The organism is Pseudomonas sp. DNDY-54 (genome assembly GCF_019880365.1).
GTDB lineage: Bacteria > Pseudomonadota > Gammaproteobacteria > Pseudomonadales > Pseudomonadaceae > Stutzerimonas > Stutzerimonas stutzeri_P.
Map to the genome: position 1 here is coordinate 2,568,256 of NZ_CP082271.1, position 23,843 is coordinate 2,592,098.

23 protein-coding genes are annotated in these 23,843 nt (G+C 58.4%); 6 read left to right on the forward strand and 17 right to left on the reverse strand.

All coding sequences use genetic code 11. The features are described 5' to 3' along the window. Positions 1 to 7: 7 nt before the first annotated feature. The 7 genes from K4O48_RS11860 to aroC all read right to left on the reverse strand — a co-directional run bounded on the left by K4O48_RS11860 (position 8) and on the right by aroC (position 4,726). On the reverse strand, positions 8 to 199 hold the full coding sequence (locus K4O48_RS11860) for a PLDc N-terminal domain-containing protein (RefSeq protein ID WP_222908457.1): 192 nt from the start codon (positions 197 to 199) through the stop codon (positions 8 to 10). A gap of 3 nt (positions 200 to 202) precedes the next feature. After that, on the reverse strand, positions 203 to 412 hold the full coding sequence (locus K4O48_RS11865; protein WP_222908459.1) for a PLD nuclease N-terminal domain-containing protein: 210 nt from the start codon (positions 410 to 412) through the stop codon (positions 203 to 205). A gap of 74 nt (positions 413 to 486) precedes the next feature. Then, a complete protein-coding gene (gene mtnC / locus K4O48_RS11870) occupies positions 487 to 1,170 on the reverse strand; it encodes an acireductone synthase (RefSeq protein ID WP_222908463.1) in 684 nt (227 codons plus the stop codon). Continuing rightward, the gene (locus tag K4O48_RS11875) at positions 1,170 to 1,718 is read right to left on the reverse strand and encodes an acireductone dioxygenase (RefSeq protein WP_222908465.1); all 549 of its coding nucleotides are present in this window, start codon (positions 1,716 to 1,718) and stop codon (positions 1,170 to 1,172) included. Before K4O48_RS11875 ends, mtnC begins: the two co-directional genes overlap by 1 nt. Before the next feature lie 78 nt (positions 1,719 to 1,796). Next, a complete protein-coding gene (locus tag K4O48_RS11880; RefSeq protein WP_222908467.1) occupies positions 1,797 to 2,417 on the reverse strand; it encodes a methylthioribulose 1-phosphate dehydratase in 621 nt (206 codons plus the stop codon). Further along, on the reverse strand, positions 2,414 to 3,562 hold the full coding sequence (locus K4O48_RS11885) for an MFS transporter (protein ID WP_222908468.1): 1,149 nt from the start codon (positions 3,560 to 3,562) through the stop codon (positions 2,414 to 2,416). Before K4O48_RS11885 ends, K4O48_RS11880 begins: the two co-directional genes overlap by 4 nt. A 72-nt stretch (positions 3,563 to 3,634) precedes the next feature. Continuing rightward, positions 3,635 to 4,726, reverse strand: a complete 1,092-nt coding sequence (gene aroC / locus K4O48_RS11890) for a chorismate synthase (protein ID WP_222908469.1) — start codon at positions 4,724 to 4,726, stop codon at positions 3,635 to 3,637. Between the two features lie 155 nt (positions 4,727 to 4,881). Here aroC and K4O48_RS11895 point away from each other — a divergent pair, with 155 nt between their 5' ends. Both K4O48_RS11895 and K4O48_RS11900 read left to right on the forward strand, forming a co-directional pair. Beyond that, complete coding sequence (locus tag K4O48_RS11895; protein ID WP_222908470.1) at positions 4,882 to 5,847, forward strand: alpha/beta hydrolase family protein; 966 nt, start codon at positions 4,882 to 4,884, stop codon at positions 5,845 to 5,847. Between the two features lie 71 nt (positions 5,848 to 5,918). Further along, positions 5,919 to 6,707: a hypothetical protein gene (locus K4O48_RS11900; RefSeq protein WP_222908471.1), complete on the forward strand. Its 789-nt coding sequence runs from the start codon at positions 5,919 to 5,921 to the stop codon at positions 6,705 to 6,707. Positions 6,708 to 6,735: 28 nt separating this feature from the next. On the opposite strand, the gene prmB is transcribed toward K4O48_RS11900, so the two are convergent. Next, on the reverse strand, positions 6,736 to 7,665 hold the full coding sequence (gene prmB / locus K4O48_RS11905; protein WP_222908472.1) for a 50S ribosomal protein L3 N(5)-glutamine methyltransferase: 930 nt from the start codon (positions 7,663 to 7,665) through the stop codon (positions 6,736 to 6,738). 188 nt (positions 7,666 to 7,853) lie between these two features. On the opposite strand from prmB, the gene K4O48_RS11910 reads away from it, so the two are divergent. The 3 genes from K4O48_RS11910 to folE all read left to right on the forward strand — a co-directional run bounded on the left by K4O48_RS11910 (position 7,854) and on the right by folE (position 10,145). Further along, positions 7,854 to 8,447, forward strand: a complete 594-nt coding sequence (locus tag K4O48_RS11910; RefSeq protein ID WP_222912080.1) for a cysteine hydrolase family protein — start codon at positions 7,854 to 7,856, stop codon at positions 8,445 to 8,447. Positions 8,448 to 8,938: 491 nt separating this feature from the next. Next, positions 8,939 to 9,496, forward strand: coding sequence for a Smr/MutS family protein (locus K4O48_RS11915; RefSeq protein ID WP_222908474.1), 558 nt, complete (start codon positions 8,939 to 8,941; stop codon positions 9,494 to 9,496). Between the two features lie 103 nt (positions 9,497 to 9,599). Then, positions 9,600 to 10,145 (forward strand): GTP cyclohydrolase I FolE, encoded by a 546-nt coding sequence (gene folE / locus K4O48_RS11920; protein ID WP_222908479.1) that lies wholly within the window; start codon positions 9,600 to 9,602, stop codon positions 10,143 to 10,145. A 67-nt stretch (positions 10,146 to 10,212) separates the two neighbouring features. Here folE and K4O48_RS11925 read toward each other — a convergent pair whose 3' ends face one another. Both K4O48_RS11925 and K4O48_RS11930 read right to left on the reverse strand, forming a co-directional pair. Continuing rightward, on the reverse strand, positions 10,213 to 10,818 hold the full coding sequence (locus K4O48_RS11925) for a glutathione S-transferase family protein (protein ID WP_222908480.1): 606 nt from the start codon (positions 10,816 to 10,818) through the stop codon (positions 10,213 to 10,215). Between the two features lie 38 nt (positions 10,819 to 10,856). After that, entirely contained in the window at positions 10,857 to 12,023 is a 1,167-nt protein-coding gene (locus K4O48_RS11930; protein ID WP_222908482.1) for a PLP-dependent aminotransferase family protein, read from the reverse strand. A gap of 79 nt (positions 12,024 to 12,102) precedes the next feature. Here K4O48_RS11930 and K4O48_RS11935 point away from each other — a divergent pair, with 79 nt between their 5' ends. Then, a complete protein-coding gene (locus tag K4O48_RS11935) occupies positions 12,103 to 12,546 on the forward strand; it encodes a MarR family winged helix-turn-helix transcriptional regulator (protein ID WP_222908484.1) in 444 nt (147 codons plus the stop codon). 191 nt (positions 12,547 to 12,737) lie between these two features. Here the strand turns inward: K4O48_RS11935 and rpsA are convergent, their stop codons facing one another. The 7 genes from rpsA to gyrA all read right to left on the reverse strand — a co-directional run bounded on the left by rpsA (position 12,738) and on the right by gyrA (position 23,833). Further along, entirely contained in the window at positions 12,738 to 14,423 is a 1,686-nt protein-coding gene (gene rpsA, locus K4O48_RS11940) for a 30S ribosomal protein S1 (protein ID WP_222908486.1), read from the reverse strand. Between the two features lie 173 nt (positions 14,424 to 14,596). Then, on the reverse strand, positions 14,597 to 15,283 hold the full coding sequence (gene cmk / locus K4O48_RS11945) for a (d)CMP kinase (protein ID WP_222908492.1): 687 nt from the start codon (positions 15,281 to 15,283) through the stop codon (positions 14,597 to 14,599). Then, positions 15,280 to 17,508 carry a bifunctional prephenate dehydrogenase/3-phosphoshikimate 1-carboxyvinyltransferase gene (locus K4O48_RS11950; protein ID WP_222912081.1) on the reverse strand — a complete coding sequence of 743 codons (2,229 nt, stop codon included), beginning with the start codon at positions 17,506 to 17,508 and terminating at the stop codon, positions 15,280 to 15,282. The genes cmk and K4O48_RS11950 overlap by 4 nt, the downstream gene beginning before the upstream one ends. Before the next feature lie 14 nt (positions 17,509 to 17,522). Beyond that, complete coding sequence (gene hisC / locus K4O48_RS11955) at positions 17,523 to 18,632, reverse strand: histidinol-phosphate transaminase (protein WP_222908494.1); 1,110 nt, start codon at positions 18,630 to 18,632, stop codon at positions 17,523 to 17,525. 70 nt (positions 18,633 to 18,702) lie between these two features. Beyond that, positions 18,703 to 19,800 (reverse strand): prephenate dehydratase, encoded by a 1,098-nt coding sequence (gene pheA / locus K4O48_RS11960; protein ID WP_222908495.1) that lies wholly within the window; start codon positions 19,798 to 19,800, stop codon positions 18,703 to 18,705. Further along, positions 19,800 to 20,885 (reverse strand): 3-phosphoserine/phosphohydroxythreonine transaminase, encoded by a 1,086-nt coding sequence (gene serC, locus K4O48_RS11965; protein WP_222908497.1) that lies wholly within the window; start codon positions 20,883 to 20,885, stop codon positions 19,800 to 19,802. The genes pheA and serC overlap by 1 nt, the downstream gene beginning before the upstream one ends. Before the next feature lie 140 nt (positions 20,886 to 21,025). After that, complete coding sequence (gyrA, locus tag K4O48_RS11970; protein WP_222908499.1) at positions 21,026 to 23,833, reverse strand: DNA gyrase subunit A; 2,808 nt, start codon at positions 23,831 to 23,833, stop codon at positions 21,026 to 21,028. Positions 23,834 to 23,843 lie beyond the last annotated feature (10 nt).

Sequence of the window (23,843 nt, forward strand, 5' to 3'; positions counted from 1 at the left end):
CCCTCACCTATAGCCGAACCTTGGCGAGGTGGCCGGCGGCGACTAACCACATGATCAACCCCACCACTGGCAACAACACGATCACCAAGCTCCATATGATCTTGCGCCCAGTCTCAATGCGGGTGCGCCAGACCTGAACGATGGCGAAGACATCCGCTGCGATCACAATGAAGGCGAGCAACGCACTCCAGACTTCCACGCGTCACGGCCGAAGGTTACGGTCATCGGGACGGTTACCGCGCGGCCCCATGATGCCCCAGATGATCAGACCCAAGACCGGCAGGATGACGATCAGCAACACCCAGAGGGCTTTCTTACCAGTGCTGCTATCGCTACGGATGACGCTGATGATGGCCCAGATATCCAGTGCCAGGATAAGCAGGCCGAAAATACCGCCGAAGGCATCGGTCATGACAAAGCTCCAAATTACGGTGTGAGTACGTAATTAGGATGCTTAGGCGGTATGAGGGTTCAGTAGCCGCCCCTTTAGTAACCGGCCGGATCAATCGCATCGAAACTTGCGACTGCCTGATGGCCCGTCAAACTGGCGCCCTCGCGGACCAGCCCACACGTATGCATGCCGGCCTTACGCGCAGCGTCCAGCTCCTCCACGACATCAGACAGGAACAGTACTTCACCGGCGGGCAGGCCAATCGAAACGGCGATTTGCGCATAGGATTCGACTTCACGCTTGTGGCCGATGCTCGTATCGAAATAGCCGGAAAACAGCGGCGTCAGATCACCCGCTTCGGCGCAACCGAAAATGAGCCTTTGCGCCTGAACCGACCCCGACGAATACACATAAAGTGCGTAGCCCTGTTCATGCCAACGCCGCAGCGCCGCAACCGCGTCCGGATAAACGTGGCCCTTGAGCTGGCCGGCGCGATAGCCCTCGGCCCAGACCATGCCCTGCAGCGCCTTTAGCGACGTCGCCTTGCGATCGGCGGCGATCCACCCCAGCAGGATTTCGACGACACGTTCTATATCCGCGTCAGGCTCGCCACTTTCCCGTCGTGCTGCCTCGAGCTGCGTTGCCACGGCGGGCTCTGTCGCACGGTTGCGCAAGAAGTCTGGCAAATGCTTCTGGGCGTAGGGAAACAGTACATCGAAGACGAAACTCACCGCACTGGTGGTGCCCTCAATGTCGGTAAGGATGGCTTTGATCGGCATCAGCAATCCTCCAGCCGGGGAAACCGACCGGCAATCTCTTCACCGGTAAACTGCGCAACCCAGCCCTCGGGGTTATTGAACAGCCGAATAGCGACGAAGTGGGGATTCTCACCCATGTCGAACCAGTGCTTGGTACCGGCCGGGACCGAGATCAGGTCATTCTTCTCACAAAGGACCGCGTACACCCTGTCCTCGATGTGCAGGGTAAACAGCCCGCGACCCGCGACGAAGAAGCGCACTTCGTCCTCAGCATGGCGATGCTCTTCAAGGAATTTCGCTCGTAGTTCGGTCTTCTGCGGATGGTCGCGAGTCAGGCTGATTACGTCGACGGTGACATAGCCACGCTCGCTCATGAGTCGATCGATCTGCGGACGATACGCAGCAATCACCTCATCGGAACTGGCGCCCGCGCCGATAGGTGCACTGGCCTCCCATCGCTCGAGGTGCACGCCGACCTCGGCCAATGTAGCGGCGATGTCGTCGAGGTGAGTGAGGACTTTGAGTGGCTGCTCTGGAACGCTGTCCTGATAAACGCTGAGGATGCTCATGTGTAGTCTCCGGCCGGGGTAACCCCGGTTTCTAGTCTTCTATTCGGGCACGTATGGCGTGCATTGACAGTCTCGCGCTCAGATTCGCTGCAACATGCGCATCTTCAGCTCACACTCGAAGAGAAACTCGAACGCCTCGATCTGACGCAGTGCGTCGCCCATCTCCCGGCCCCAGGTGTAAAGGCCATGCCCACGAATCAGGTAGCCCACACAATCGGAGTGTTCTTCCAGCCACGGTTGAACGCGAGCAGCAAGTTGCTGGATATCCTGGTCGTTGTCGAATATCGGCACGATCACCTGTGATTCGTGGGTTGCGATACCGCTGAATGCCTTCTGCAGCTCGTAATCAGAAAAAACCAGCGAGTCACCCAGGCACAGACGCGAAAGGACGGTCGCGTTGACGGAGTGCGTATGCAGCACGGCGCCGACCTCGGGACACCAACGATACAACTGGGTATGCAACAACGTTTCAGCAGACGGCTTCTTACCGTCTTCCAGGCTACGACCGTCCATATCGACGGCAAGCAGATCATCAGTCGTCAGCAGGCCCTTGTGCTTTCCAGACACCGTCAACAAGGCTTCGGAACGGCTCAGGCGTGCCGAATAATTGCTACTGGTAGCGGGCGACCAACCGCGGCCATAGAGAAATCGACCCGCGTCGATGATGGCCTGCGATAAGCGTTCACGTGTTGCTGTCATGCCCGGTTCTCCTGCTTGGGGACGGCAATGATAACGGCTGCCGCCAGCGCGGCCAGGCTGGCGATAGCAAAGGTCCAAAGCGGACCAAGGCTGGCCCAACTGTAGCCGGAGTAAAGCGCACCCAGCGCGCCACCGACGCCGGCGAGCGTGGCGTACAGCGCCTGGCCCTGGCCTTGCTGGCGGTGACCAAAGCTGCGTTGCACGAAATGAATCGCCGCCGCATGAAAGCTACCGAAAGTGGCGGCATGCATTAATTGCGCAATCAGCAGCACGGCTAGATGGTCGGCCAGCGTACCCAGAATCAACCAGCGTATCGCCGCCAACATGAAGCTCGCCACCAGCACCTGACGCAACGAAAAGCGCGCCAGCAGCGGAGCCATTACCAGAAAAAGCAGGATTTCAGCGACCACACCCAGCGCCCATAACAACCCGATAGTGCCTCGGCCATAACCAAGCGCTTCGAGATGGATCGAGAAGAAGGTGTAATACGGGCCGTGGCTGGCCTGCATCAGCCCGACGCAAATGAAGAATGCGAATACACCGGGCTGCCGCAACTGACGTAGAAAGCCGCCGTTACCGTCCAGCTCCGGCCGCTGTTCCGGCGTAGCGTTGGGCACCCAGGCACTGCTGATAACAATGCCGGTCATCACTGCCATCACCGCCACGGGGTAGATGCCCAGGCCGAGGCGTTCCATCAGCGTGCCCAGGCCCACCACCGCAAGGATGAAGCCGATACTGCCCCACAGCCGGATCTGGCTGTAGCGTGAGGCCTGCTCGCGCAGGTGCGCCAGGGTGATCACCTCAAATTGGGGCAGTACCGCGTGCCAGAAGAACGCGTGCAATGCCATCACCAGCGCCAGCCAGGCGTAGCTCTTGCTATAGAAAATCAGGCTGAAGGAGAGCAGCGTACAAAGGGCACCGATGCGGACAATTAACAGACGCTGGCCGGTGGCGTCGCCGAGCCAGCCCCACAAGTTTGGCGCCAGGCACCGCATCAGCATTGGAATCGCAACGAGCTCACCAATGCGCTCGGCTGAGAAACCGAGATGATCGAAGTACAGGCCAAGAAACGGCGCGGTTGAACCAAGCAGCGCAAAGTAGAACAGATAGAAGCCGGACAACCGCCAGTAGGGCAAGCCCGTCATGAGCTACGCGCACCATGCTGCAAGCGATAAACCATCGGACGCACTCCGTACGGCTTGAAGTGGGCCCGCAGCTTAAAGCTGTCCCAGCACTGGCGTTCCCACCAGCACATCGGCGTTCTGCCCGCGATGACGCAGCAGATGATCCAGCAGGACGATGGCCATCATGGCCTCGGCGATCGGCGTAGCGCGAATGCCCACGCAAGGATCGTGGCGACCTTTCGTGATGATATCCACCGGATTGCCATCGATATCGATCGAGCAACCCGGCGTTGTAATGCTGGACGTCGGTTTGAGCGCCAGATGCGCGACGATTGGCTGACCGGAAGATATGCCACCTAGCACGCCTCCGGCGTTGTTCGACAGGAAACCGTCCGGACTCATCTCGTCACGATGCTCAGTACCGCGCTGAGCCACGCTGGCGAAGCCGGCACCAATTTCCACGCCCTTGACGGCGTTGATGCTCATCAGGGCGTGGGCCAGGTCTGCATCCAGCCGATCGAATATCGGTTCGCCAAGGCCAGGTGGTACGCCTTCGGCGACCACGGAAATCTTCGCACCGACGGAATCCTGATCACGACGCAGCTGATCCATGTAGGCCTCTAGCTCTGGAACCTTGTCTGGATCAGGACTGAAAAAAGCGTTCTGCTCGACGCTGTCCCAGGTCTTGAATGGGATCTCGATCGGGCCGAGCTGACTCATGTAGCCGCGCACCTGAATACCCATGGTCATCAAGTATTTTTTGGCAATGGCGCCCGCAGCGACGCGCATCGCCGTCTCACGCGCCGAGCTGCGTCCGCCGCCGCGGTAATCGCGCAACCCGTATTTATGGTGATAGCTGTAGTCGGCATGGGCGGGACGGAACTGGTCCTTGATCGCGGAGTAATCCTTGGATTTCTGATCGGTGTTGCGGATCAACAAGCCGATCGGGCAGCCCGTGGTACGCCCTTCAAACACACCGGAGAGAATCTCGACTTCGTCCGCTTCCTGGCGCTGGGTGGTGTGCCGACTGGTACCTGGCTTGCGACGGTCGAGGTCTCGCTGCAGGTCTGCAACGCTCAGCTCCAATCCCGGAGGGCAACCGTCGACAATGGCGACCAGCGCTGGGCCATGGCTTTCGCCAGCGGTGGTGACGGTGAACAGCTTGCCATATGTGTTGCCGGACATGCAGGGCGCTCCGCAATCGACCTAAACAGGGGCCGCGAGTATACCCGAGCTGCTACCGGTTTCACTGCTTCCAGTGGCAGCGCATACTGCCGGCCGGCGAACCAACGGGCTCGCCTCTCGTCCAACCCGCTCCGCCGACGGTTGTATTCCTGCCCATGCGTCTGCTTCTTCTTATTGCTTTCCTCGCCATGCTCGCGCCACATGTACAGGCCCAAACGCTGCTGAACCAGACGATATCCGTGCAGGTGCCGGACGGCCGTCTGTATGGCAGCCTCTTGCTGCCGAAAACCAACGAACCCTTGCCGGTTGCGCTGCTGATCGCCGGGTCGGGCCCTACCGACCGCAATGGCAACAATCCCTTGGGCCGCAACGATAGCCTCAAGCGCTTGGCGCAAGCCCTTGCGAAGCACGGAATCGCCAGTCTGCGTTATGACAAGCGAGGCGTTGGCCAAAGCCTGGCGACAGCGCCGGACGAACGTCGGCTGAGCGTAAACGACTATGTCAGTGATGCAGCCGCCTGGGCACGGCTATTGAAGGCAGACCCGCGCTTTTCAGATGTAGTGTTGATCGGCCACAGTGAAGGCGCATTGATCGCCAGCCTGGCTGCCCCGTCGGTCGATCCAGCTGCACTGATCATGCTTGCAGGCAGTGGCCGGCGTATTGACGTTTTACTTCGCGAACAACTTCAGGGCCGTCTGTCGCCGCCACTGCTGGCAACCGCTCATTACTTGATCGATGAACTCAACGCGGGACGTCCTCACGAGCAGGTACCTGACGCGCTACATGTGCTGTTTCGTCCCAGCGTGCAGCCCTATCTGATTTCACTGTTCCAGCAGGACCCGGCGAGCGCTTTCGCTAAAACGACCGCACCGGCGCTGATCATCCAGGGCACACATGATATTCAGGTCGGACAAGCGGACGCCGAAGCACTGCTGCGTGCGCGAGAGGACGCCGAACTGGCTCTCATACCAGGGATGAACCATGTGTTGCGCATCGTTTCAACGGACCATGACGCGCAAACCGCGTCCTACAATCACCCCGAGCTGCCTATCGCCCACGCACTGACAGAGCGCATCAGCCGGTTTCTACGCAAGCATGGCTTATTGCCAGCCTCCAGCTAGCCGACCGTCGGCCGATACCTTGCATGCCAGCCGCAACGACTGATGACTACGCAAGGGTTCAGGACGCCAGCATGACCGACAGCTCCCCTTCTCCCAACGGCAACGAAGCCCTAACGCCGGATACGCCACAGGCGCATCCGTGGGCTGCTTTGGCGCCGGATCGGTTTCGACTGGTGCGCCTGTCGCCATTGCCAACCGATCGAGATACCGGCCCGCGGCCGTTGAGGTTCGTGGAATTGGCGCAAGCCGAACGGCATACACCGCAGCAGAGCGTGCTGAAGCTGTTTGTGCGATTGCCGGGTCAGGTTGTGTCAAAGAAGCACAATGTTCTCGAGGTTTGGGCGGATCATCGAGCCAAAGAGGTCCGCTTCGGTCCCGATACGGGACTGCATATGGAGCCGGCCAACCGCGGTCTTGGACGGTTTCTGCTGGCGCAGGGTGCAGTTTGGGCGCAGAAACGATGGGCACACTATCTCGTGGAAGGTGGCGCGCTGTCCGCTAAGGACATCACCAGCGAAGAGATGCGCTTACGACGCGATCATTGCCTGCTGAGTCAGGGCTTCGATGTGCAGTATCCGGAGCCTCAGCAGCTCAAGGCGACTTATGGCGCGCCCCGGGTAAGCACGCTGCGGCCCGATTGGAATACCGACAAGGTACAAATCATCGAGCTGAAGGAAGCGGCCGCCATGCTCGAACAGGCAGATCGCAACCTGCTGGAGCAGGACAACAAGATCCGGGACATTCAGGAGCGCCTGAGCCGGTTTCGCCGGGAGGACGGCACCCTCAGGTTCACCATCGCCTGCCTTATCGCGTTCGCACTATTCCAAGCAGGGCTGCTGATCTGGATTGCGACCCGCTGATTGCTAATGCCGCCTGGTGAGTGGCGGCTTACCCTGCTGAGCGTTTTAGCCGCTCGCGAAACAGGGCCTGATGCTCGAGGCACTGGCTCGCAGCGAGCAGAAATACACCATGTCCGCCTTCTGTGAAATCAAGCCAGGTGAAGTCCACCTCGGGGTACAGCGCTTCTACATGCACCTGACTGTTGCCGACCTCGACGATCAGGTTGCCGGTCTCGCTCAGGTGATCTGCCGCTTCGGCGAGCATGCGCCGTACCAGATCCAGACCGTCGTCGCCGCAGGCCAGCCCCATTGCCGGCTCATGATGATATTCATCAGGCATGTCGGCGAAGTCTTCCGCATCGACGTAGGGTGGGTTGGAGACAATGAGATCAAATCGCTGCTTAGGCAAGCCGTCAAAACCGTCGCTCTGCACGGTATACACCCGGTCTTCCAAGCCATGCAGTTCGATATTACGGTTGGCCACTTCAAGCGCGTCATAAGACAGATCGGCCAACACCACGTCGGCATCGAGAAACTCGTATGCGCAGGCGATACCGATGCAACCGGAGCCGGTGCATAAATCGAGAATCCGGGCGGGACTTTGCGCAAGCCATGGTTCGAAGCGTCGCTCGATCAGCTGACCGATCGGTGAGCGCGGGATCAGCACACGTTCGTCAACGATGAACGGAAGCCCGCAGAACCACGCCTGGCCCAGCAAATAAGCAGTTGGAACGCGTTGCTCGATCCGCTGCCGAAGCAGACCCTGCAAATGTTCACACTCGTCGTCTTCAAGACGACAATCAAGATAGCTATCCGCCATTTCCCATGGCAAATGCAGAGCGCCGAGCACCAACTGGCGCGCCTCATCCCAGGCGTTGTCCGTGCCGTGGCCGAAGAACAGTTGCTCGGCTTGGAAACGGCTGACGGCCCAACGAATGTAATCGCGCAAGGTGCGCAAGCGGGAAGGCGAAGCAGTCACGGCGGCATCTCCTATTAAAAGCGCGGAAGTTTAGCCGATGCCCGGACGACTTTCTCAGCAGATGTAGCGTGCCAATGCGCCGTTGCCTGATTACTGGTAATCCCGGAGGCGAAATCATCATCTTGGGCGGTTCACATATCGGTCATCTGGCGCCACAATCAGGCCCCTCTCAAAACAAGGAGTCAGTCATGTCCAAGCCACAGACCATGCTTCAGCTCAGTGGCCGCAGTTATGCACCGGCGACGCTGGCTAATGCGACCCTTGTGGTCATAGATGTTCAGGAAGAATATCGGACGGGAACCCTCGCACTGCCGAACCTTGGCACGGCGCTCGAAGAAATTAGCAAAGTATTAGCCGCCGCCCGCGCAGCAGGGGCGCCGGTTGTACATGTTCATCACCTGGGAATCCCAGGGGGGTTGTTCGACCCGCAAGGCTTGCGTGGGCAGATCATGCCTGAAGCCGCACCGCTTGCCGGCGAAACGGTGATCGGAAAGACATTACCCAACGCGTTTGCTGGCACAGAACTGCATGACCTGTTGCAGCAACACGGGCGGCTCGATCTGATCGTGTGTGGTTTCATGACTCATTCCAGCGTCAGCACCACGGTACGCGCGGCGAAAGATTACGGATACCGCTGCACGCTCGTGGACAAGGCTTGCGCGACCCGAGATCTTCCTATGGGAGACGGCGCAATCGACGCCGCACAGGTTCACCGCATGGAAATGACCATTCTGGCTGACAATTTCGCCGTTTGTGTGAGCGATGCTGCAGCATTAATGTAGCGTCACGCGAGCTGGTAAGCATTGAGCAGAGAGTGAAAAAACTGACCGCGTTGATGCCGGTCTCCGCCTAAGCAACGAGGTAGTCGCGATGAAACGAACCGATGGATTCGATGCACGCCGCCTCCGCCCCCGCCAGCAGCGGAGCTGGGGCTCGCGGCTCGCGGCGGCCCTTGGCCTGTTGCTGATGCTTGTCGGCGTATTGTTGGCAGCCTCTGGCGCAGGTTCGCTGCTAAGCGACCACGCGTTCATTGCCAGCCTGGCGCTTGATCGCGAGGCTTCAATAACCTTGTTGGTAACTGGCCTCGTTCTGCTCACGCTCGGCCTGTTCATCAGACGAAGTGTGCGCCGCCGATCGCACGCGCCCGGCGGATTAAGCATGTCACGGAGATTGAGCAAAAGACGCTAAACGGCGTTGAGCACTCCTGTCCACGCCCGGGGGAAGCGGCTAAAGGTACGCTTGGGGTAAAATCGGCGGCCAACGCGGAGGCCTCATGCAAGAAGACGACTTTTCACTGTTCAAATCTGCTGTCCGTGGCGTCAAGCCGATCCAACACGACCGTGCTGACACGGGCAAGCCCCGCAACAACAAAGCTCAAATAGCCACTCGACGAGCCAACGCGGTAACCAGTGACAATGAAACCCGTATTGACGGACTATCCGACCAGTTCGTCATCGATGTCGCGGCTGAAGATGAGTTGTATTGGGTGCGTGACGGTGTGCAAGACAGCCAGATGCGCAAACTGAAGGCGGGACAGATACCGTTCGAGGGCAGCCTGGACCTTCATGGCCTAAGTGTGGAGAAAGCTCGCGAGCTGCTCTGGGATTTCCTCGCCGAAGCGTGCAAATTCGAAATCCGCTGCGTACGCGTTACCCATGGCAAGGCTGCGCGAATCGATGGCAAACGGCCTCTGATCAAAAGCCATGTCAATACCTGGCTACGCCAACACGCTCAGGTTCTTGGCTTCACCTCCTGCCTGCCAAGACATGGCGGTACCGGCGCGGTCTATGTAATCCTGAAGCGAACCATGCTTGAAGGCCGCGACGAGTAGCCGGCCAGCCAGGTGGCTATTCTGCAGTACGCTGCTTGCGGCCCAGCGGCCGACCCCCTAACCTTCGCACTAGCGCTATTTTGCAAGCCTGACAGGTAGTCTCATGTCCCTGGAAACACATTACACCGCGATCCTTGGCCAGCTGGGTGAGGACGTCAACCGCGAGGGCCTGCTTGATACGCCCAAGCGCGCAGCAAAAGCCATGCAGTACTTGTGCAAAGGCTACCAACAAACGCTAGAAGACGTTACGAATGGTGCGTTGTTCAGCTCCGACAACAGCGAGATGGTGTTGGTGAAGAACATCGAGCTCTACTCCCTGTGCGAGCACCACATGCTTCCATTCATTGGCAAGGCTCATGTGGCCTATCTGCCCAATGGAAAAGTACTTGGGCTGTCGAAGGTCGCCCGTATCGTAGATATGTATGCCCGCCGCCTGCAGATTCAGGAAAATCTCACGCGTGAAATCGCCGAGGCGATCCAAACGGTTACCGGCGCATGGGGCGTGGCAGTGGTTATAGAAGCTCAGCACATGTGCATGATGATGCGGGGCGTTGAGAAACAAAACTCGTCAATGGTCACTTCGGTGATGCTTGGGCAATTCCGTGAGAATGCCGCCACCCGCAGCGAGTTTTTGGGTCTGGTCAAGTAGCCTGCTCGGCCGAGAAGCCGAAGCGGCTTCTCGGCCTCTCACTGTTCGTGACTGCCTCAGCGACACCTTAGTCAAACATCCCCACATGCCGAGGATGGCTGGCAACACGCCGCAACCAGGCACAAATCGCCGGGTAGCCCTCTAGGCTGAACCCACCCTCTTCCGCTACGTGCGTATAGGCATACAGCGCGACATCTGCAATCGAATAGTGATCACCGACCAGATATGGCGTGCGCAGTAACTGTTGCTCCATAACATTCAGCGCGTGATAACCGTCCAGTTGCTTTGCCGCATATTCATCCAGACGCTCCTCGGGCAAACCCAAGTAAACCTTGATGAATCGCGCCACGGCAATGAATGGCTCATGACTGTACTGCTCAAAGAACTGCCATTGCAGGGCCTGTGTGCGCAGCCGTGGATCCGAGGGCAAAAATTCCGACCCTTCCGCAAGGAAATTGAGGATCGCATTTGATTCCCACAGACATGTGCCGTCTTCGAGCTCGAGCACGGGAATCTTGCCGTTGGGGTTTTTTTTCAGAAAAAACTCTTCGCGGCTTTCACCGCGAAGAATATCGATCGGGACCCAGCTGTAATCCCGACCGAGCAAATGCAGCATCAGCTTTATCTTGTAGCAATTGCCAGACCGGTAATCGCCGTAAACCTTGTACGCCATTTGTTTCTCCCAGGGCCACGCAGCGTCAATCTCGTTGATCAAGCCGCCTCAATCATGCTGGCATCACGAACCACACTCGCGAGCCGACGGATCCCTTCGGCCAGCCGATCAGGCGGGACGTGACTGAAGTTCAGTCGTAAATAGCCAAGGTTCTCATCAGGATTGATGAAAAAAGGTTCACCTGGCATAAACGCAACGTTTTGTCCGAGCGCCGGCTTCAGCAGTGTTCGCGTATCGACCTGCTGCTTTAGCTGCAACCAGAAAAACAGCCCTCCCTGGGGAAGCTGCCACTCCGCCAGATCACCAAAATGCTCCGCCAGCGCGGCCTGCATTGCATCACGGCGCAAACGATAGAAATGGCGCAGTTCATTCAAATGCGAGCGGTACTGATCACTGCCCAACCATTGCAGCGCCTGCCACTGACCGATGCGATTGGTGTGCAGATCGGCCGATTGCTTCAGGCGTAGCAGATACGGAAAAAGATCCGGGGTAGCGATCAAATAGCCGACGCGCAGTCCGGGCAGCAATGTCTTGGAGATCGTGCCGGTGTAGATCCAGCTAGCGTGACGCATACGGCTGACAATGGGCTTGGCATCGCCTTCATCGAAAACTAGCTCGCGGTAGGGCTCGTCTTCAATGAGCGTAACGTTGAATTCGTCGAGCAGCGCTGCAACAGCGTTACGCTTATCGTCGCTGTAGCGCACCGCAGATGGGTTTTGAAAGGTGGGAATAAAGTACGCAAAGGCCGGCCTGTGGTGCTCAAGGCTATGACGCAGGGCAACCAGCGATGGCCCGTCCGCCTCCTGCGGTACGGCCAAGCATTCAGCACCGAACAATTGAAAAGCTTGTAGCGCAGCCAGATAGGTCGGCGCCTCTAGCAATACCTGGGTGCCGCGATCAATAAACAGCTTGGATGCGAGATCCAACGTCTGTTGGGAACCACTGACGATCAGTACCTGATCCGCCGAGCAGGCAACACCAAGTGCACGCGCTTCGGCAGCGATCGCCTCACGTAACCCCGGCTCCCCCTCACTCATCCCGTACTGCCCCATAGTTGACGGCATCTGCGACCATTCGACCTTTGGCAGCATCGCTTCGGCGGGTAACCCTCCGGCAAACGACATCACTTCGGGGCGCTGCGCGGCGGCGAGAATTTCACGGATCAGCGAGCTTTTCAGGCGGTCGACGCGTTCGGAGAAGGCCATGGGGTACCAGATGCAAGGAGGAAGTAAATAAGTCAAACTACTTGACCGAAATTACGCCTACGCTTGTGAATACGTCAATATGCCTGACCTAAAAAAAAGCACAATTCAGCGACAAATCATGGAGAGCTTCTTCCTCGGCTATCAAGCCTTCACAGCCAAACCGGACGAAATGCTAGCGCGCCGCGGGCTCTCCCGTGTTCACCACCGCATTCTGTTTTTTATCGCCAGCTATCCCGACCTTAGCGTGAAGGAGTTGCTCGGCTACCTCGGCGTAAGTAAGCAGGCCTTGAACATACCGCTACGGCAACTCATTGAGATGCATCTGGTTGAAAGCAGAACGGCAGAAGATGACAAGCGCAAGCGCATGCTGCGCTTCACACCTGATGGCGCCAAGCTGGAACAGGCGCTAAGACGAGAACAGGTTCGTCTACTCGAACGGGTGTTCAGTCGGACGGGGGAGCAAGCGGTGGCCGGCTGGCTAGAGGTTAACCAGGCGCTGTCGGGCGGCGGTGCCATAGATTAGCCGCGACGGGAAGTGCGCACATTGCAGGGCTTTGCCATGGGCCATCTGTGCTCAGCGTTTAGCCTCGGCACAACGGAAAGGCAAAAAGCCAAACGCAGGACGCAGGACGCAGGAAGAGACGCCCACTCCGGGCACGAGACAACCACAGAAAAGGGCGACCGAAGTCGCCCTTTTTCAATGGATTGCAGAACTTAGTTCTGGTTTTCCATTTGCGCGCGGATCAGATCACCAATGGTGGTCGGACCGGCAGTCGGCTCTACGTCCTGCTTGGTACGCAGTTCCTTCATCGCGTCTTTCTCATCCTCAACGTCTTTCGACTTGATGGACAAGCTGATAACGCGGCTCTTGCGGTCGATGCTGATGATCTTGGCTTCGACTTCTTCGCCTTCTTTCAGAACGTTGCGCGCGTCTTCAACGCGGTCACGGCTGATTTCGGAGGCTTTCAGCGTAGCTTCGATATCGTTACCCAGATCGATGATGGCGCCTTTGGCGTCAACTTCTTTCACGATTCCGCGAACGATGCTGCCCTTGTCATTGACGGAGGCGTAGTTGGAGAACGGATCGTCTTCCAGCTGCTTGATGCCCAGGGAGATGCGCTCACGCTCCGGATCGACCGACAGGATGACCGTGTCCAGCTCGTCGCCCTTCTTGAAGCGACGCACAGCTTCTTCACCGGCTTCGTTCCAGGAGATGTCGGACAGGTGAACAAGACCGTCGATGCCGCCGTCCAGACCAATGAAGATACCGAAATCGGTGATCGACTTGATGGTGCCGGAGATGCGGTCGCCCTTGTTGAACTGGCCAGAGAAGTCTTCCCATGGGTTGGACTTGCACTGCTTGATGCCAAGGGAGATACGACGACGCTCTTCGTCGATGTCCAGAACCATGACTTCCACTTCGTCGCCGACCTGTACGACCTTCGACGGGTGGATGTTCTTGTTGGTCCAATCCATTTCGGAGACGTGTACCAGACCTTCAACGCCTTCTTCCAGCTCAGCGAAGCAGCCGTAGTCAGTCAGGTTGGTGACGCGGGCCACAACGCGAGTGTTCTCTGGGTAACGAGCCTTGATAGCAACCCATGGGTCTTCGCCCAGTTGCTTCAGACCCAGGGAAACGCGGTTACGCTCGCGATCGAACTTCAGTACCTTGACGTCGATCTCGTCGCCAACGTTAACGATTTCCGACGGATGCTTGATGCGCTTCCAGGCCATGTCGGTGATGTGCAACAGGCCGTCCACGCCGCCCAGATCCACGAACGCGCCGTAATCTGTGAGGTTCTTGACGATACCCTTGACCTGCTGGCCTTCCTGCAGCGATTCCAGCAGAGCTTCGCGCTCGGCGCTGTTTTCGGCTTCCAGGACGCTACGACGGGAAACGACAACGTTGTTGCGCTTCTGGTCGAGCTTGATGACCTTGAACTCGAGTTCCTTGCCTTCCAAGTGTGTGGTATCACGCACTGGACGGACATCAACTAGGGAACCTGGCAGGAACGCACGGATGCCGTTAACGTCGACAGTGAAGCCGCCCTTAACCTTACCGTTGATAACGCCCTTGACCACTTCCTCAGCTGCGAAAGCCGCTTCCAGAACAATCCAGCACTCGGCACGCTTGGCTTTTTCGCGGGACAGCTTGGTTTCACCGAAGCCATCTTCAACCGCGTCCAGCGCAACGTGAACTTCGTCACCCACGCTGATGGTCAGCTCGCCCTGTTCGTTGTAGAACTGCTCGACCGGGATGACGCCCTCGGACTTCAGACCGGCATGAACAGTGACCCAGTCACCGTCGATGTCGACCACGATGCCGGTGATGATCGCACCCGGCTGCATGTCGAGGGTTTTTAGGCTTTCTTCAAAAAGTTCTGCAAAGCTTTCGCTCATGTTTATTCCTGCTGTTTTCGGACGAGAATCCGCCCAATCTCCACACCCCAGATAGACGTGGGTTCATTCATATAAAAAAAGGCCTGTGGGACTAGATCTGGTCTCCCACATGCCTCCTTGTTAACAGCTCTCGAAATCGAAAGACCGTCAGGCCGCCTCTCGGCGGTCGTTCTTCAGGCCAAATCGCGAATGGCGACTTCGCTCAGAATCTGTCCTAGCACTTGCTCGATAGAGAGGTTCGTTGAATCCAGCTGAATCGCATCGTCTGCCGGCTTCAGTGGAGCCACTTCACGTTGGGTATCACGCTCATCACGCGCCCGTATCTCATCGAGAAGACTCGCGAGATTAACATCATCACCTTTGTCCTTCAACTGCAGGAAGCGTCTGCGTGCTCTTTCTTCAGCACTGGCAGTGAGAAAGATCTTCAGGGGCGCGTCAGGAAAGACCACGGTTCCCATATCACGACCGTCCGCAACGAGCCCGGGGGGTTCGCGGAACGCTTTCTGCCGTTGCAGCAGCGCCTCGCGCACGACTGGTAGCGCTGCGACCTGTGAAGCGCCGGCGCCGATCTGTTCGTTGCGGATGGCCTGAGTGACCTCCTCGCCTTCGAGAACGATCTGCATTCCCTGGCCGCCCTTTCCTGCGCCGAACTGGACGTCCAGATGCGCAGCCAACAACTTGAGCGCTTCTTCGTTGGTTAGATCGACACCATGGTTACGCGCGGCGAACGCGAGCAGTCGGTAAAGCGCGCCGGAGTCCAGGAAATTCCATCCAAGCTTGGCCGCTACGAGCGCCGCGACCGTACCCTTGCCAGAGCCGCTTGGGCCGTCAATGGTGATGACCGGAACCGGAGTGATCATGAATCATCCTCTACACCGACTCGCATCCCGGCGCGCTCGGCCAATGCGAGGAAGTTCGGAAACGAAGTGGCCACATTCGCGCAATCGTGAATTCGGATCGGTGCGCTAGCCCGGAGTGCGGCCACACTGAAAGACATCGCGATGCGGTGGTCGCCGTGCGCCGACACCTCGCCACCGTTAAAGGTCGTGCCGCCTTCAATGATAATGCCATCCGGCGTCGGGGTAGCCTTGACGCCGAGCGTTTGCAGACCATCGGCCATCACCTGAATTCGATCGGATTCCTTCACTCGCAGTTCCTCAGCGCCGCGCAGTGTCGTGCGCCCATCGGCACAGGCCGCTGCGACGAACAAAACCGGGAACTCGTCGATAGCGAGCGGAACAAGATCTTCCGGTATATCGATGCCTTTGAGCTGGGCGGCCCGCACACGGATATCCGCCACCGGCTCACCGCCCACTTCCCGCGGGTTGGTCAGCTCGATGTCAGCGCCCATCAGCTTGAGAATGTCGATGACGCCAGTTCGGGTCGGATTGACGCCAACGTGCTCGAGCAAGACGTCGGAGCCCGGCGCGATGCTGGCCGCAACCATAAAGAAGGCGGACGATGAGATATCGGCCGGCACCTCGATGTGAGTTGAGTGCAGCGTGTGGCCCGGCTCGACCGTCGCCGTGCTTCCTTCAACCTTCACTGGATAGCCGAAACCCTGCAGCATCCGTTCCGTATGATCCCGTGTTGGCGCTGGCTCAGTAACAGATGTCCTATCAGCCGCATAAAGCCCTGCCAGAAGTAAGCAGGACTTCACCTGGGCGCTGGCCATCGGCATTTGATAATGCATGCCGGACAATCTCTGGCCGCCGCGAATGGTCACAGGCGGGCGCCCTTCGGCTGCAGTCTCGATCACCGCTCCCATGTCACGCAGCGGCTTGGCGACGCGGTTCATGGGTCGTTTGGACAACGAAGCGTCACCGGTCAGGGTGGTGTCGAATGACTGAGCGGCCAGCAGGCCAGACAGCAGCCGCATTGAGGTCCCGGAATTACCCAGGTAGATCGGACCAGGCGGCGGCTTCAAGCCATGCAGTCCGACACCATGGACCGTAACGCGCCCCTGATTCGGTCCTTCAATCACGACGCCCATGTCGCGAAATGCCTGGATAGTCGCAAGGGCATCTTCTCCCTCGAGAAAGCCTTCGACCTCTGTGGTCCCTTCGGCAAGCGAGCCGAGCATGATCGAACGATGCGAAATGGATTTATCGCCCGGCACGCGAAGTTGCCCACTGAGGCTGCCGCCAGGATTTGCAAGGAAGATCAGATCTTTGGAATGCATAACGTCCACATAGGCTCTGCGAGCCAGTATTTTGCTGAAATGTTCTCGGGCAGCCTTGGCGCGCGTAAACACGCCCAACAACGTGTGCCCGTCTCCTTCATCGACCGCGGCACGTAGCGCATCGAGGTCGGTACGAAAATCATCCAGGGTATGCAACACCGCCTCGCGGTTGGCGAGAAAGATGTCGTGCCACATCACTGGGTCACTGCCGGCGATACGGGTGAAGTCACGGAACCCGCCTGCCGCATAACGGAATATCTCGAGGTTTTCGTTGCGCTTAGCCAACGAATCCACGAGACCGAACGCCAATAAGTGCGGAAGATGGCTGGTAGCCGCCAGCACACTGTCATGATGTTCGACATCCATATGCTCGACATCCGCCCCCAACGCACGCCATAGCCCATCAACAAGCGCGAGCGCAGCCGGATCGGTGCCTTCCAAGGGTGTCAGGATCACCTTATGTCGTCGGAAAAGCGTGCTTTCGGCAGCCGAGACACCGCTCTGTTCCGAGCCAGCTATCGGATGCCCAGGCACGAAACGTGGCGGTACACTCCCGAACTGCTCGCGGGCGCAGCGAACCACGTTACCCTTCGCGCTACCCACGTCCGTCAGCACGGCGTCTCCGAGATCAAGGGTCGCCAGCTCTGCCAACAGACGCTCCATTGCCAGAATCGGAACAGCCAGCTGGATGACATCCGCATCCTGACAGGCCTCCGCAAGACTCGCTGCGCAGCGATCGACCACACCTAGCTCGACGGCCAGCGCGCGGGAACGCGCATCAAGATCGAATCCGACTACCTCGCCACAATACCCACCTTCACGCAGCCCCTTCGCAAAGGAGCCACCGATCAGCCCCAGACCGACGACCACAAGGCGCCGCACCATTGGCGCATCGGGAAGCATGTCCACATGTCGGCTCAACGCCCAAGTGCCTTGCGCAGAACATCTAGAAATCGGGCATTTTCGGTTTCGGTACCGATTGAAACCCGCAAAAAGGTTGGCATTCCATAGCCTCCGACCGGCCGTACGATGACGCCTTCGCGCAGCAACGCCTGGTTTACAGGAGCCGCATCGCGATCGAAATCGACCGCAATGAAGTTGCCTTTTGAAGGAATCCATTCCAGACCCAGTTGCTTGAAGCCGGCCTCAAGCTGACGCATGCCGTTGGTATTGCAGGTCCTGCTCGCGGCTAGGTATTCATTATCATCGAGGGCGGCACAGGCCGCGGAAAGCGCCAGACTGTTCACATTGAAGGGCTGGCGAACTCGATTAAGCACATCGGCGATTTGCGGCGAACTGATCGCATAACCGACACGCAGCGCAGCCAATCCGTAGGCTTTGGAGAAGGTTCTGGAGACCAGCAGATTAGGGTGCAATGCGAGAAAGGTCAGGCCATCTGGCAGCTCCCCACCCTCCGCATACTCGATATAGGCCTCATCGAGCACAACCAGCACATGCTCCGGCACACCAGAAAGGAAGCGCTGCAGTGCTTCGGTGTCGAACCATGTACCAGTGGGATTGTTTGGATTGGCGATGAAAACGACACGGGTGTGTTCATCAATGGCCGCCAGCATGGCTTCAAGATCATGGCCCCATTGGCGTGCCGGAACGGCCTTCGCCTGAGCGCCGACGGCCTGAGTGGCGATCGGATAAACCGCGAACGCGTGCTCACTGAATACGGCATTCAAGCCTGGCGCGAGATAAGCGCGTGCGACCAACTCGAGGATATCGTTTGATCCATTGCCGAGCGTGACCTGCTCGAGCGCGACGCCGTATCGCAGAGCCAGTTTTTGTTTGAGTACGAAGCCGTTGCCGTCAGGGTAGCGTGTCAATTCGCCAAGCTGCGCCTTGATCGCCTCAAGGACCTTGGGGCTTGGCCCCAGTGGGTTCTCGTTGCTGGCCAGCTTTACAACAGTTGCGGGATCCAGATTGAGTTCACGGGCCAACTCGTCTACGGGTTTTCCCGGAACGTAGGGCGACAGCTTTTGCACGCCTGGCTGAGCCAGCGCGAGGAAATCACAGCTCATAGATAAAGCCTCAAGCTCAAGCGGCAAAGGACAAGGAAAAGCGAGGCTTCGCTTGTCGCTTGCAGCAGTTTCAAAGTACCGCTTTCGGATAAGACCCCAGCACCTTCAGTGCTACCGCCTCTCGGCCGATTCTCTCCAGTACATCCTTTATCAGCGGATCCTGGTGATGGCCGATGCAGTCGATGAAGAACACGTAGGTCCATTTACCGCTTCGCGACGGCCGCGTTTCGATCCGCGTGAGATCAATGCCGTTGGAGTGGAACGGCATCAACAGCTCATGCAGCGCGCCCGGCTTGTTACGCATGGAGACGATGATCGAGGTCTTGTCATCACCGGTGGGCGGCACTTCCTGACTGCCAATGATCAGAAACCGCGTTGAGTTATCCGGCCGGTCTTCGATCTTTTCGGCAATCTTGCTGAGGCCATAGAGCTGAGCGGCCATGTCGCCCGCAATCGCCGCGGAGTTCCACTCGCTCTTCACACGTTTGGCCGCGTCGGCATTGCTGGAGACAGCCACGCGCTCGACGTTCGGGTAATGCGCATCCAGCCATTTGCGGCACTGGGCCAGGGATTGCGCGTGGGAATAGATGCGGGTGATGCGGTCGGTCTTGGTCGTTTCGCCCACCAGTAAATGATGGTGAATCCGTAACTCGACCTCGCCACAGATGACGATATCGTGCTCAAGGAAGCTATCCAGCGTGTGGTTGACAGCGCCCTCGGTAGAATTTTCCACCGGCACCACGCCGAAGTTCACCGCGCCCGCAACCACCTCACGAAAGACCTCGTCGATTGCCGCCATCGGCTTGCTGATCACCGAATTGCCAAAATGCTTGAGCGCCGCCGCCTGTGAGAACGTGCCTTCCGGCCCGAGATAGGCCACCCGCAGCGGTTGCTCCAGCGCCAGACAGGACGACATGATTTCGCGGAAAAGACGCGCCATCTCCTCGTTATCGAGAGGTCCCTTGTTCAACTCCATGATGTGCTTGAGCACCCAGGCTTCCCGCTCGGGGCGATAGAACACCGCCTCCTCGCCCTCTGCCAGAGAGGCGGTCTTGACCCTGGCCACATCCTGGGCACAACGAGCGCGCTCACTGATGAGATCGAGAATTTTCTCGTCGAGGCTATCGATGCGAACACGCAGCGCCTTGAGCCTGTCGACATCACTCATCAGCCATGCTCCTTCTCGAATTCGCGCATGTAGGCCACCAGCGCCTCGACGGCGTCCAAACCAACCGCGTTATAGATAGACGCACGCATGCCGCCTACTGACCGATGGCCCTTCAAATTGAGCAAACCGCGCGCATCGGCGCCAGCCAGGAATGCCTTGTCCAGCTGCTCATCGGCAAGACGGAACGGGACATTCATCCATGAGCGGGAGTTACTGGAGATCGGGTTGGAATAGAAGTCGCTGGAATCAATTACGCCGTAAAGAAGGTCTTTCTTCGTGCGGTTGCGCTCTTCCATTGCCTCGACGCCGCCTTGCTCCTTCAGCCACTCAAATACCAGACCAGAGAGATACCAGGAGAACGTCGCAGGCGTGTTGTACATGGACCCGTTGTCGGCGGCGACCTTGTAGTTGAGCATCGTTGGACAGCTTGAGCGTGCGCGACCGAGCAAATCCTCACGGACGATAACCACCACAAGCCCTGATGGGCCGATGTTCTTCTGCGCGCCAGCGTAGATGAGGCCGAAGCGGGAAACGTCCAGTTTTCGAGAAAGAATGTCCGAAGACATATCGACAACAAGCGGCGTGTCGCCCACGTCGGGAACCCAGTCGAATTGCAAACCGCCGATTGTTTCGTTGCTGGCATAGTGCAGGTAGGCCGCGCCCGGGCTGAGCTTCCATTCATTCTGGCCGGGAATCGCGAAATAGTCGTACGGCTTGGCGCTCGCCGCCACATTGATGTGGCCGTAACGGTTGGCCTCCTCAATGCTCTTGCGCGACCAGATGCCGGTATCGATGTAATCCGCCACGCCATCTTCAGGCAGCAGATTCAGTGGTATCTCGGCAAATTGCTGGCTAGCGCCGCCCTGCAGAAACAGCACTTTGTAGTTCGAGGGAATATTCAGCAGATCGCGTAAATCCTGCTCTGCCTTATGGGCGATCGCTGTGTACTCGTCGCTGCGATGGCTCATTTCCATCACGGACAGACCGCGGCCTTGCCAATCAAGGAGTTCAGCCTGGGCGCGTTGCAGCACCGCCTCAGGAAGCGCGGCCGGGCCGGCGCAGAAGTTAAAGGCGCGTTTGCTCATCTTCGTTCTCTCAAAAACGGTCGATACCGTGCTCGCGCTGTCCGCGGCCTAAGGCTGCGTCAAGCGCTTGCCAATCCTTCATCTGCAGCAGGGCCTGCAACGAAACGACGGCGAGCCTTTTGGGCTGCGCCGCCGCTTGATCAATTGTCGTCGTCGGTAGGCACTACGTCTGGCGGAACGTCACCGCCGCCACCCAGCAAGTCATCTTCGCTTGGCTCGGTGCTGACAACGGGCATTTCCTTATCCAGTGCATCCTCGTCGATAACCGCCTCGATATCTTCCAGGACGTCCTCCTCGGACGGTTCCTGAACCCGCTCGAGGCCAACCAGATGTTCGTTCTTACCCAGCTTGATCAGCGTAACGCCCTGGGTATTGCGACCCAGCGATGAAACCTCATCGACACGGGTACGAACGAGTGTGCCCTGATCGGAAATCAGCATGATCTCTTCGCCCTGCTGCACCTGAACGGCACCGACCAGGCGGCCGTTGCGCTCGTTGGTCACCATGGCGATAACGCCTTGGCCACCTCGACCGCGACGAGGAAACTCATCAATCACTGTGCGCTTACCGTAGCCATTGAGGCTCGCGGTGAGGATCTGCGCATCTGGCTCGGGGATCAGCATGGAGATCAGTCGCTGCCCTTCTGGCAGACGCATACCGCGAACACCGCGAGCGGTACGGCCCATGGTGCGAACGTGCTTCTCTTTGAAGCGGATCACCTTGCCGCCGTCAGAGAACAGCATGACCTCACGGGCACCGTCGGTAACCGCAGCAGCGATGAGTGTATCGCCTTCCTCCAGACCAAGCGCGATTAGACCAACACTCCGCGGACGACTGAACTGAGAGAGCGGGGTTTTCTTCACAGTGCCTTTGGCAGTCGCCATGAAGATATAGGTGCCGGTTGGCTCGTCTACCGACTCGTCAACGTCTTCGCCTTCCAGCGACTCTTCCGCTTCGTCGCTTTCGCTGACGATGTCGGCGTCTTCAACATCATCCTCGCCGTTCAGCTGTTGCTGGCGCGCGGCTTCGATGTCCACTTGCAGCATGGCCGTGATGTATTCGCCTTCCGTCAGCGGCAGCAAGTTGACCAGCGGCCGTCCGCGTGAGGCGCGTGAGGCCTCGGGAATCTCGTAAGTCTTGAGCCAGTAAACCTTGCCCTTGCTGGAGAACAACAGCAGCGTGGTGTGGCTGTTGGCGACCAACAAATGCTCGACGTAATCCTCTTCCTTCACTCCTGTAGCGGCCTTGCCCCGACCACCGCGGCGCTGCGCCTGATAGGTTGCCAGAGGCTGCGACTTGGCATAGCCACCATGGGAAATGGTAACGACGCGTTCTTCTTCGGTGATCAGGTCTGCCAGGGTCAAATCCAGGCGCGCCTCGAGAATCTCGGTACGACGTGCATCGCCAAAATCTCGTTTAACACCTTCGAGCTCCTCGCGGATGACTTCCATCAGGCGTACCGGATCAGTCAGGATACGGATCAGCTCGCCGATCTGAGTCAGGATCTCTTGGTACTCGCTGAGCAGCTTCTCGTGCTCAAGGCCAGTCAGACGATGCAGGCGCAGGTCCAGAATGGCTTGGGCCTGTTCCGGCGAAAGATAGTATTTACCGTCGCGAAGACCGTACTGAGGATCGAGCCCATCGGGCCGACAGGCGTCCGCACCGGCACGCTCGACCATCGATTCAACGGCGCTCGACTCCCAAGCTTCGGCGATCAGGGCTTCTTTAGCCTCGGCCGGCGTCGGCGAGGCTTTGATCAAGGCAATGACTGGATCGATGTTGGACAGCGCAACCGCTTGACCTTCGAGAATATGCCCACGTTCACGCGCTTTACGCAGCTCGTAGACCGTCCGGCGGGTCACGACTTCTCGGCGATGGCGAACGAAGGCTTCGAGTAGCTCCTTGAGGTTCAGTGTACGGGGCTGGCCGTCTATGAGGGCAACGACGTTGATGCCGAACACGCTTTGCAGCTGGGTCTGGGCGTAAAGGTTATTGAGGATCACCTCAGGCACTTCGCCGCGGCGCAGCTCGATAACCACGCGCATGCCGTCCTTGTCGGACTCGTCGCGCAGTTCGGTGATGCCTTCGAGCTTCTTCTCCTTCACCAGCTCGGCGATCTTTTCGATCAGACGCGCCTTGTTCAGCTGGTAAGGCAGCTCGGTGATGACGATCTGCTGACGACCACCGACCTTGTCGATGTCCTCGATGATCGAGCGAGCACGCATATAAATGCGTCCGCGACCCGTGCGGTAGGCTTCGACGATACCAGCGCGGCCATTGATGATGCCTGCCGTGGGGAAGTCTGGGCCCGGGATGAACTGCATAAGCTCATCGATGGTGATATCAGCGTTCTCGATCAGCGCCAGGCAACCATCAATCACTTCGCCCAGGTTGTGCGGCGGGATGTTGGTTGCCATGCCGACGGCGATGCCGCTTGAACCGTTAACCAGCAGGTTCGGGATCTTGGTCGGCATGACCGCCGGAATCTGCTCGGTGCCGTCGTAGTTGGGCACCCAGTCGACGGTTTCTTTATCGAGATCAGCCAGCAGCTCGTGCGCCAGCTTGGCCATACGAACTTCGGTATAACGCATGGCTGCTGCGTTATCCCCGTCGACCGAACCGAAGTTGCCCTGGCCATCGACCAGCATGTAGCGCAGCGAGAATGGCTGCGCCATCCGCACGATGGTGTCGTAAACCGCCGAGTCACCGTGGGGGTGGTACTTACCGATTACGTCACCGACCACACGGGCGGATTTCTTGTACGGCTTGTTCCAGTCGTTACCCAGCTCGCTCATGGCAAAAAGCACACGGCGATGCACAGGCTTCAATCCGTCGCGCGCATCCGGCAGCGCACGACCGACGATTACGCTCATCGCGTAATCGAGGTAGGACTGCTTGAGTTCGTCTTCGATATTGACCGGGAGGATTTCTTTGGCCAGTTCGCCCATGGAAGCCTGG

Coding starts and splice junctions, on each gene's coding strand:
- K4O48_RS11865 (WP_222908459.1), bottom strand. CDS start 412: ATGACCGATGCCTTCGGCGGTATTTTCGGCCTGCTTATCCTGGCACTG.
- mtnC (WP_222908463.1), bottom strand. CDS start 1,170: ATGCCGATCAAAGCCATCCTTACCGACATTGAGGGCACCACCAGTGCG.
- K4O48_RS11875 (WP_222908465.1), bottom strand. CDS start 1,718: ATGAGCATCCTCAGCGTTTATCAGGACAGCGTTCCAGAGCAGCCACTC.
- K4O48_RS11880 (WP_222908467.1), bottom strand. CDS start 2,417: ATGACAGCAACACGTGAACGCTTATCGCAGGCCATCATCGACGCGGGT.
- K4O48_RS11885 (WP_222908468.1), bottom strand. CDS start 3,562: ATGACGGGCTTGCCCTACTGGCGGTTGTCCGGCTTCTATCTGTTCTAC.
- aroC (WP_222908469.1), bottom strand. CDS start 4,726: ATGTCCGGCAACACATATGGCAAGCTGTTCACCGTCACCACCGCTGGC.
- K4O48_RS11895 (WP_222908470.1), top strand. CDS start 4,882: ATGCGTCTGCTTCTTCTTATTGCTTTCCTCGCCATGCTCGCGCCACAT.
- K4O48_RS11900 (WP_222908471.1), top strand. CDS start 5,919: ATGACCGACAGCTCCCCTTCTCCCAACGGCAACGAAGCCCTAACGCCG.
- K4O48_RS11910 (WP_222912080.1), top strand. CDS start 7,854: ATGTCCAAGCCACAGACCATGCTTCAGCTCAGTGGCCGCAGTTATGCA.
- K4O48_RS11915 (WP_222908474.1), top strand. CDS start 8,939: ATGCAAGAAGACGACTTTTCACTGTTCAAATCTGCTGTCCGTGGCGTC.
- folE (WP_222908479.1), top strand. CDS start 9,600: ATGTCCCTGGAAACACATTACACCGCGATCCTTGGCCAGCTGGGTGAG.
- K4O48_RS11925 (WP_222908480.1), bottom strand. CDS start 10,818: ATGGCGTACAAGGTTTACGGCGATTACCGGTCTGGCAATTGCTACAAG.
- K4O48_RS11930 (WP_222908482.1), bottom strand. CDS start 12,023: ATGGCCTTCTCCGAACGCGTCGACCGCCTGAAAAGCTCGCTGATCCGT.
- K4O48_RS11935 (WP_222908484.1), top strand. CDS start 12,103: ATGCCTGACCTAAAAAAAAGCACAATTCAGCGACAAATCATGGAGAGC.
- rpsA (WP_222908486.1), bottom strand. CDS start 14,423: ATGAGCGAAAGCTTTGCAGAACTTTTTGAAGAAAGCCTAAAAACCCTC.
- cmk (WP_222908492.1), bottom strand. CDS start 15,283: ATGATCACTCCGGTTCCGGTCATCACCATTGACGGCCCAAGCGGCTCT.
- K4O48_RS11950 (WP_222912081.1), bottom strand. CDS start 17,508: ATGCTTCCCGATGCGCCAATGGTGCGGCGCCTTGTGGTCGTCGGTCTG.
- hisC (WP_222908494.1), bottom strand. CDS start 18,632: ATGAGCTGTGATTTCCTCGCGCTGGCTCAGCCAGGCGTGCAAAAGCTG.
- pheA (WP_222908495.1), bottom strand. CDS start 19,800: ATGAGTGATGTCGACAGGCTCAAGGCGCTGCGTGTTCGCATCGATAGC.
- serC (WP_222908497.1), bottom strand. CDS start 20,885: ATGAGCAAACGCGCCTTTAACTTCTGCGCCGGCCCGGCCGCGCTTCCT.
- gyrA (WP_222908499.1), bottom strand. CDS start 23,833: ATGGGCGAACTGGCCAAAGAAATCCTCCCGGTCAATATCGAAGACGAA.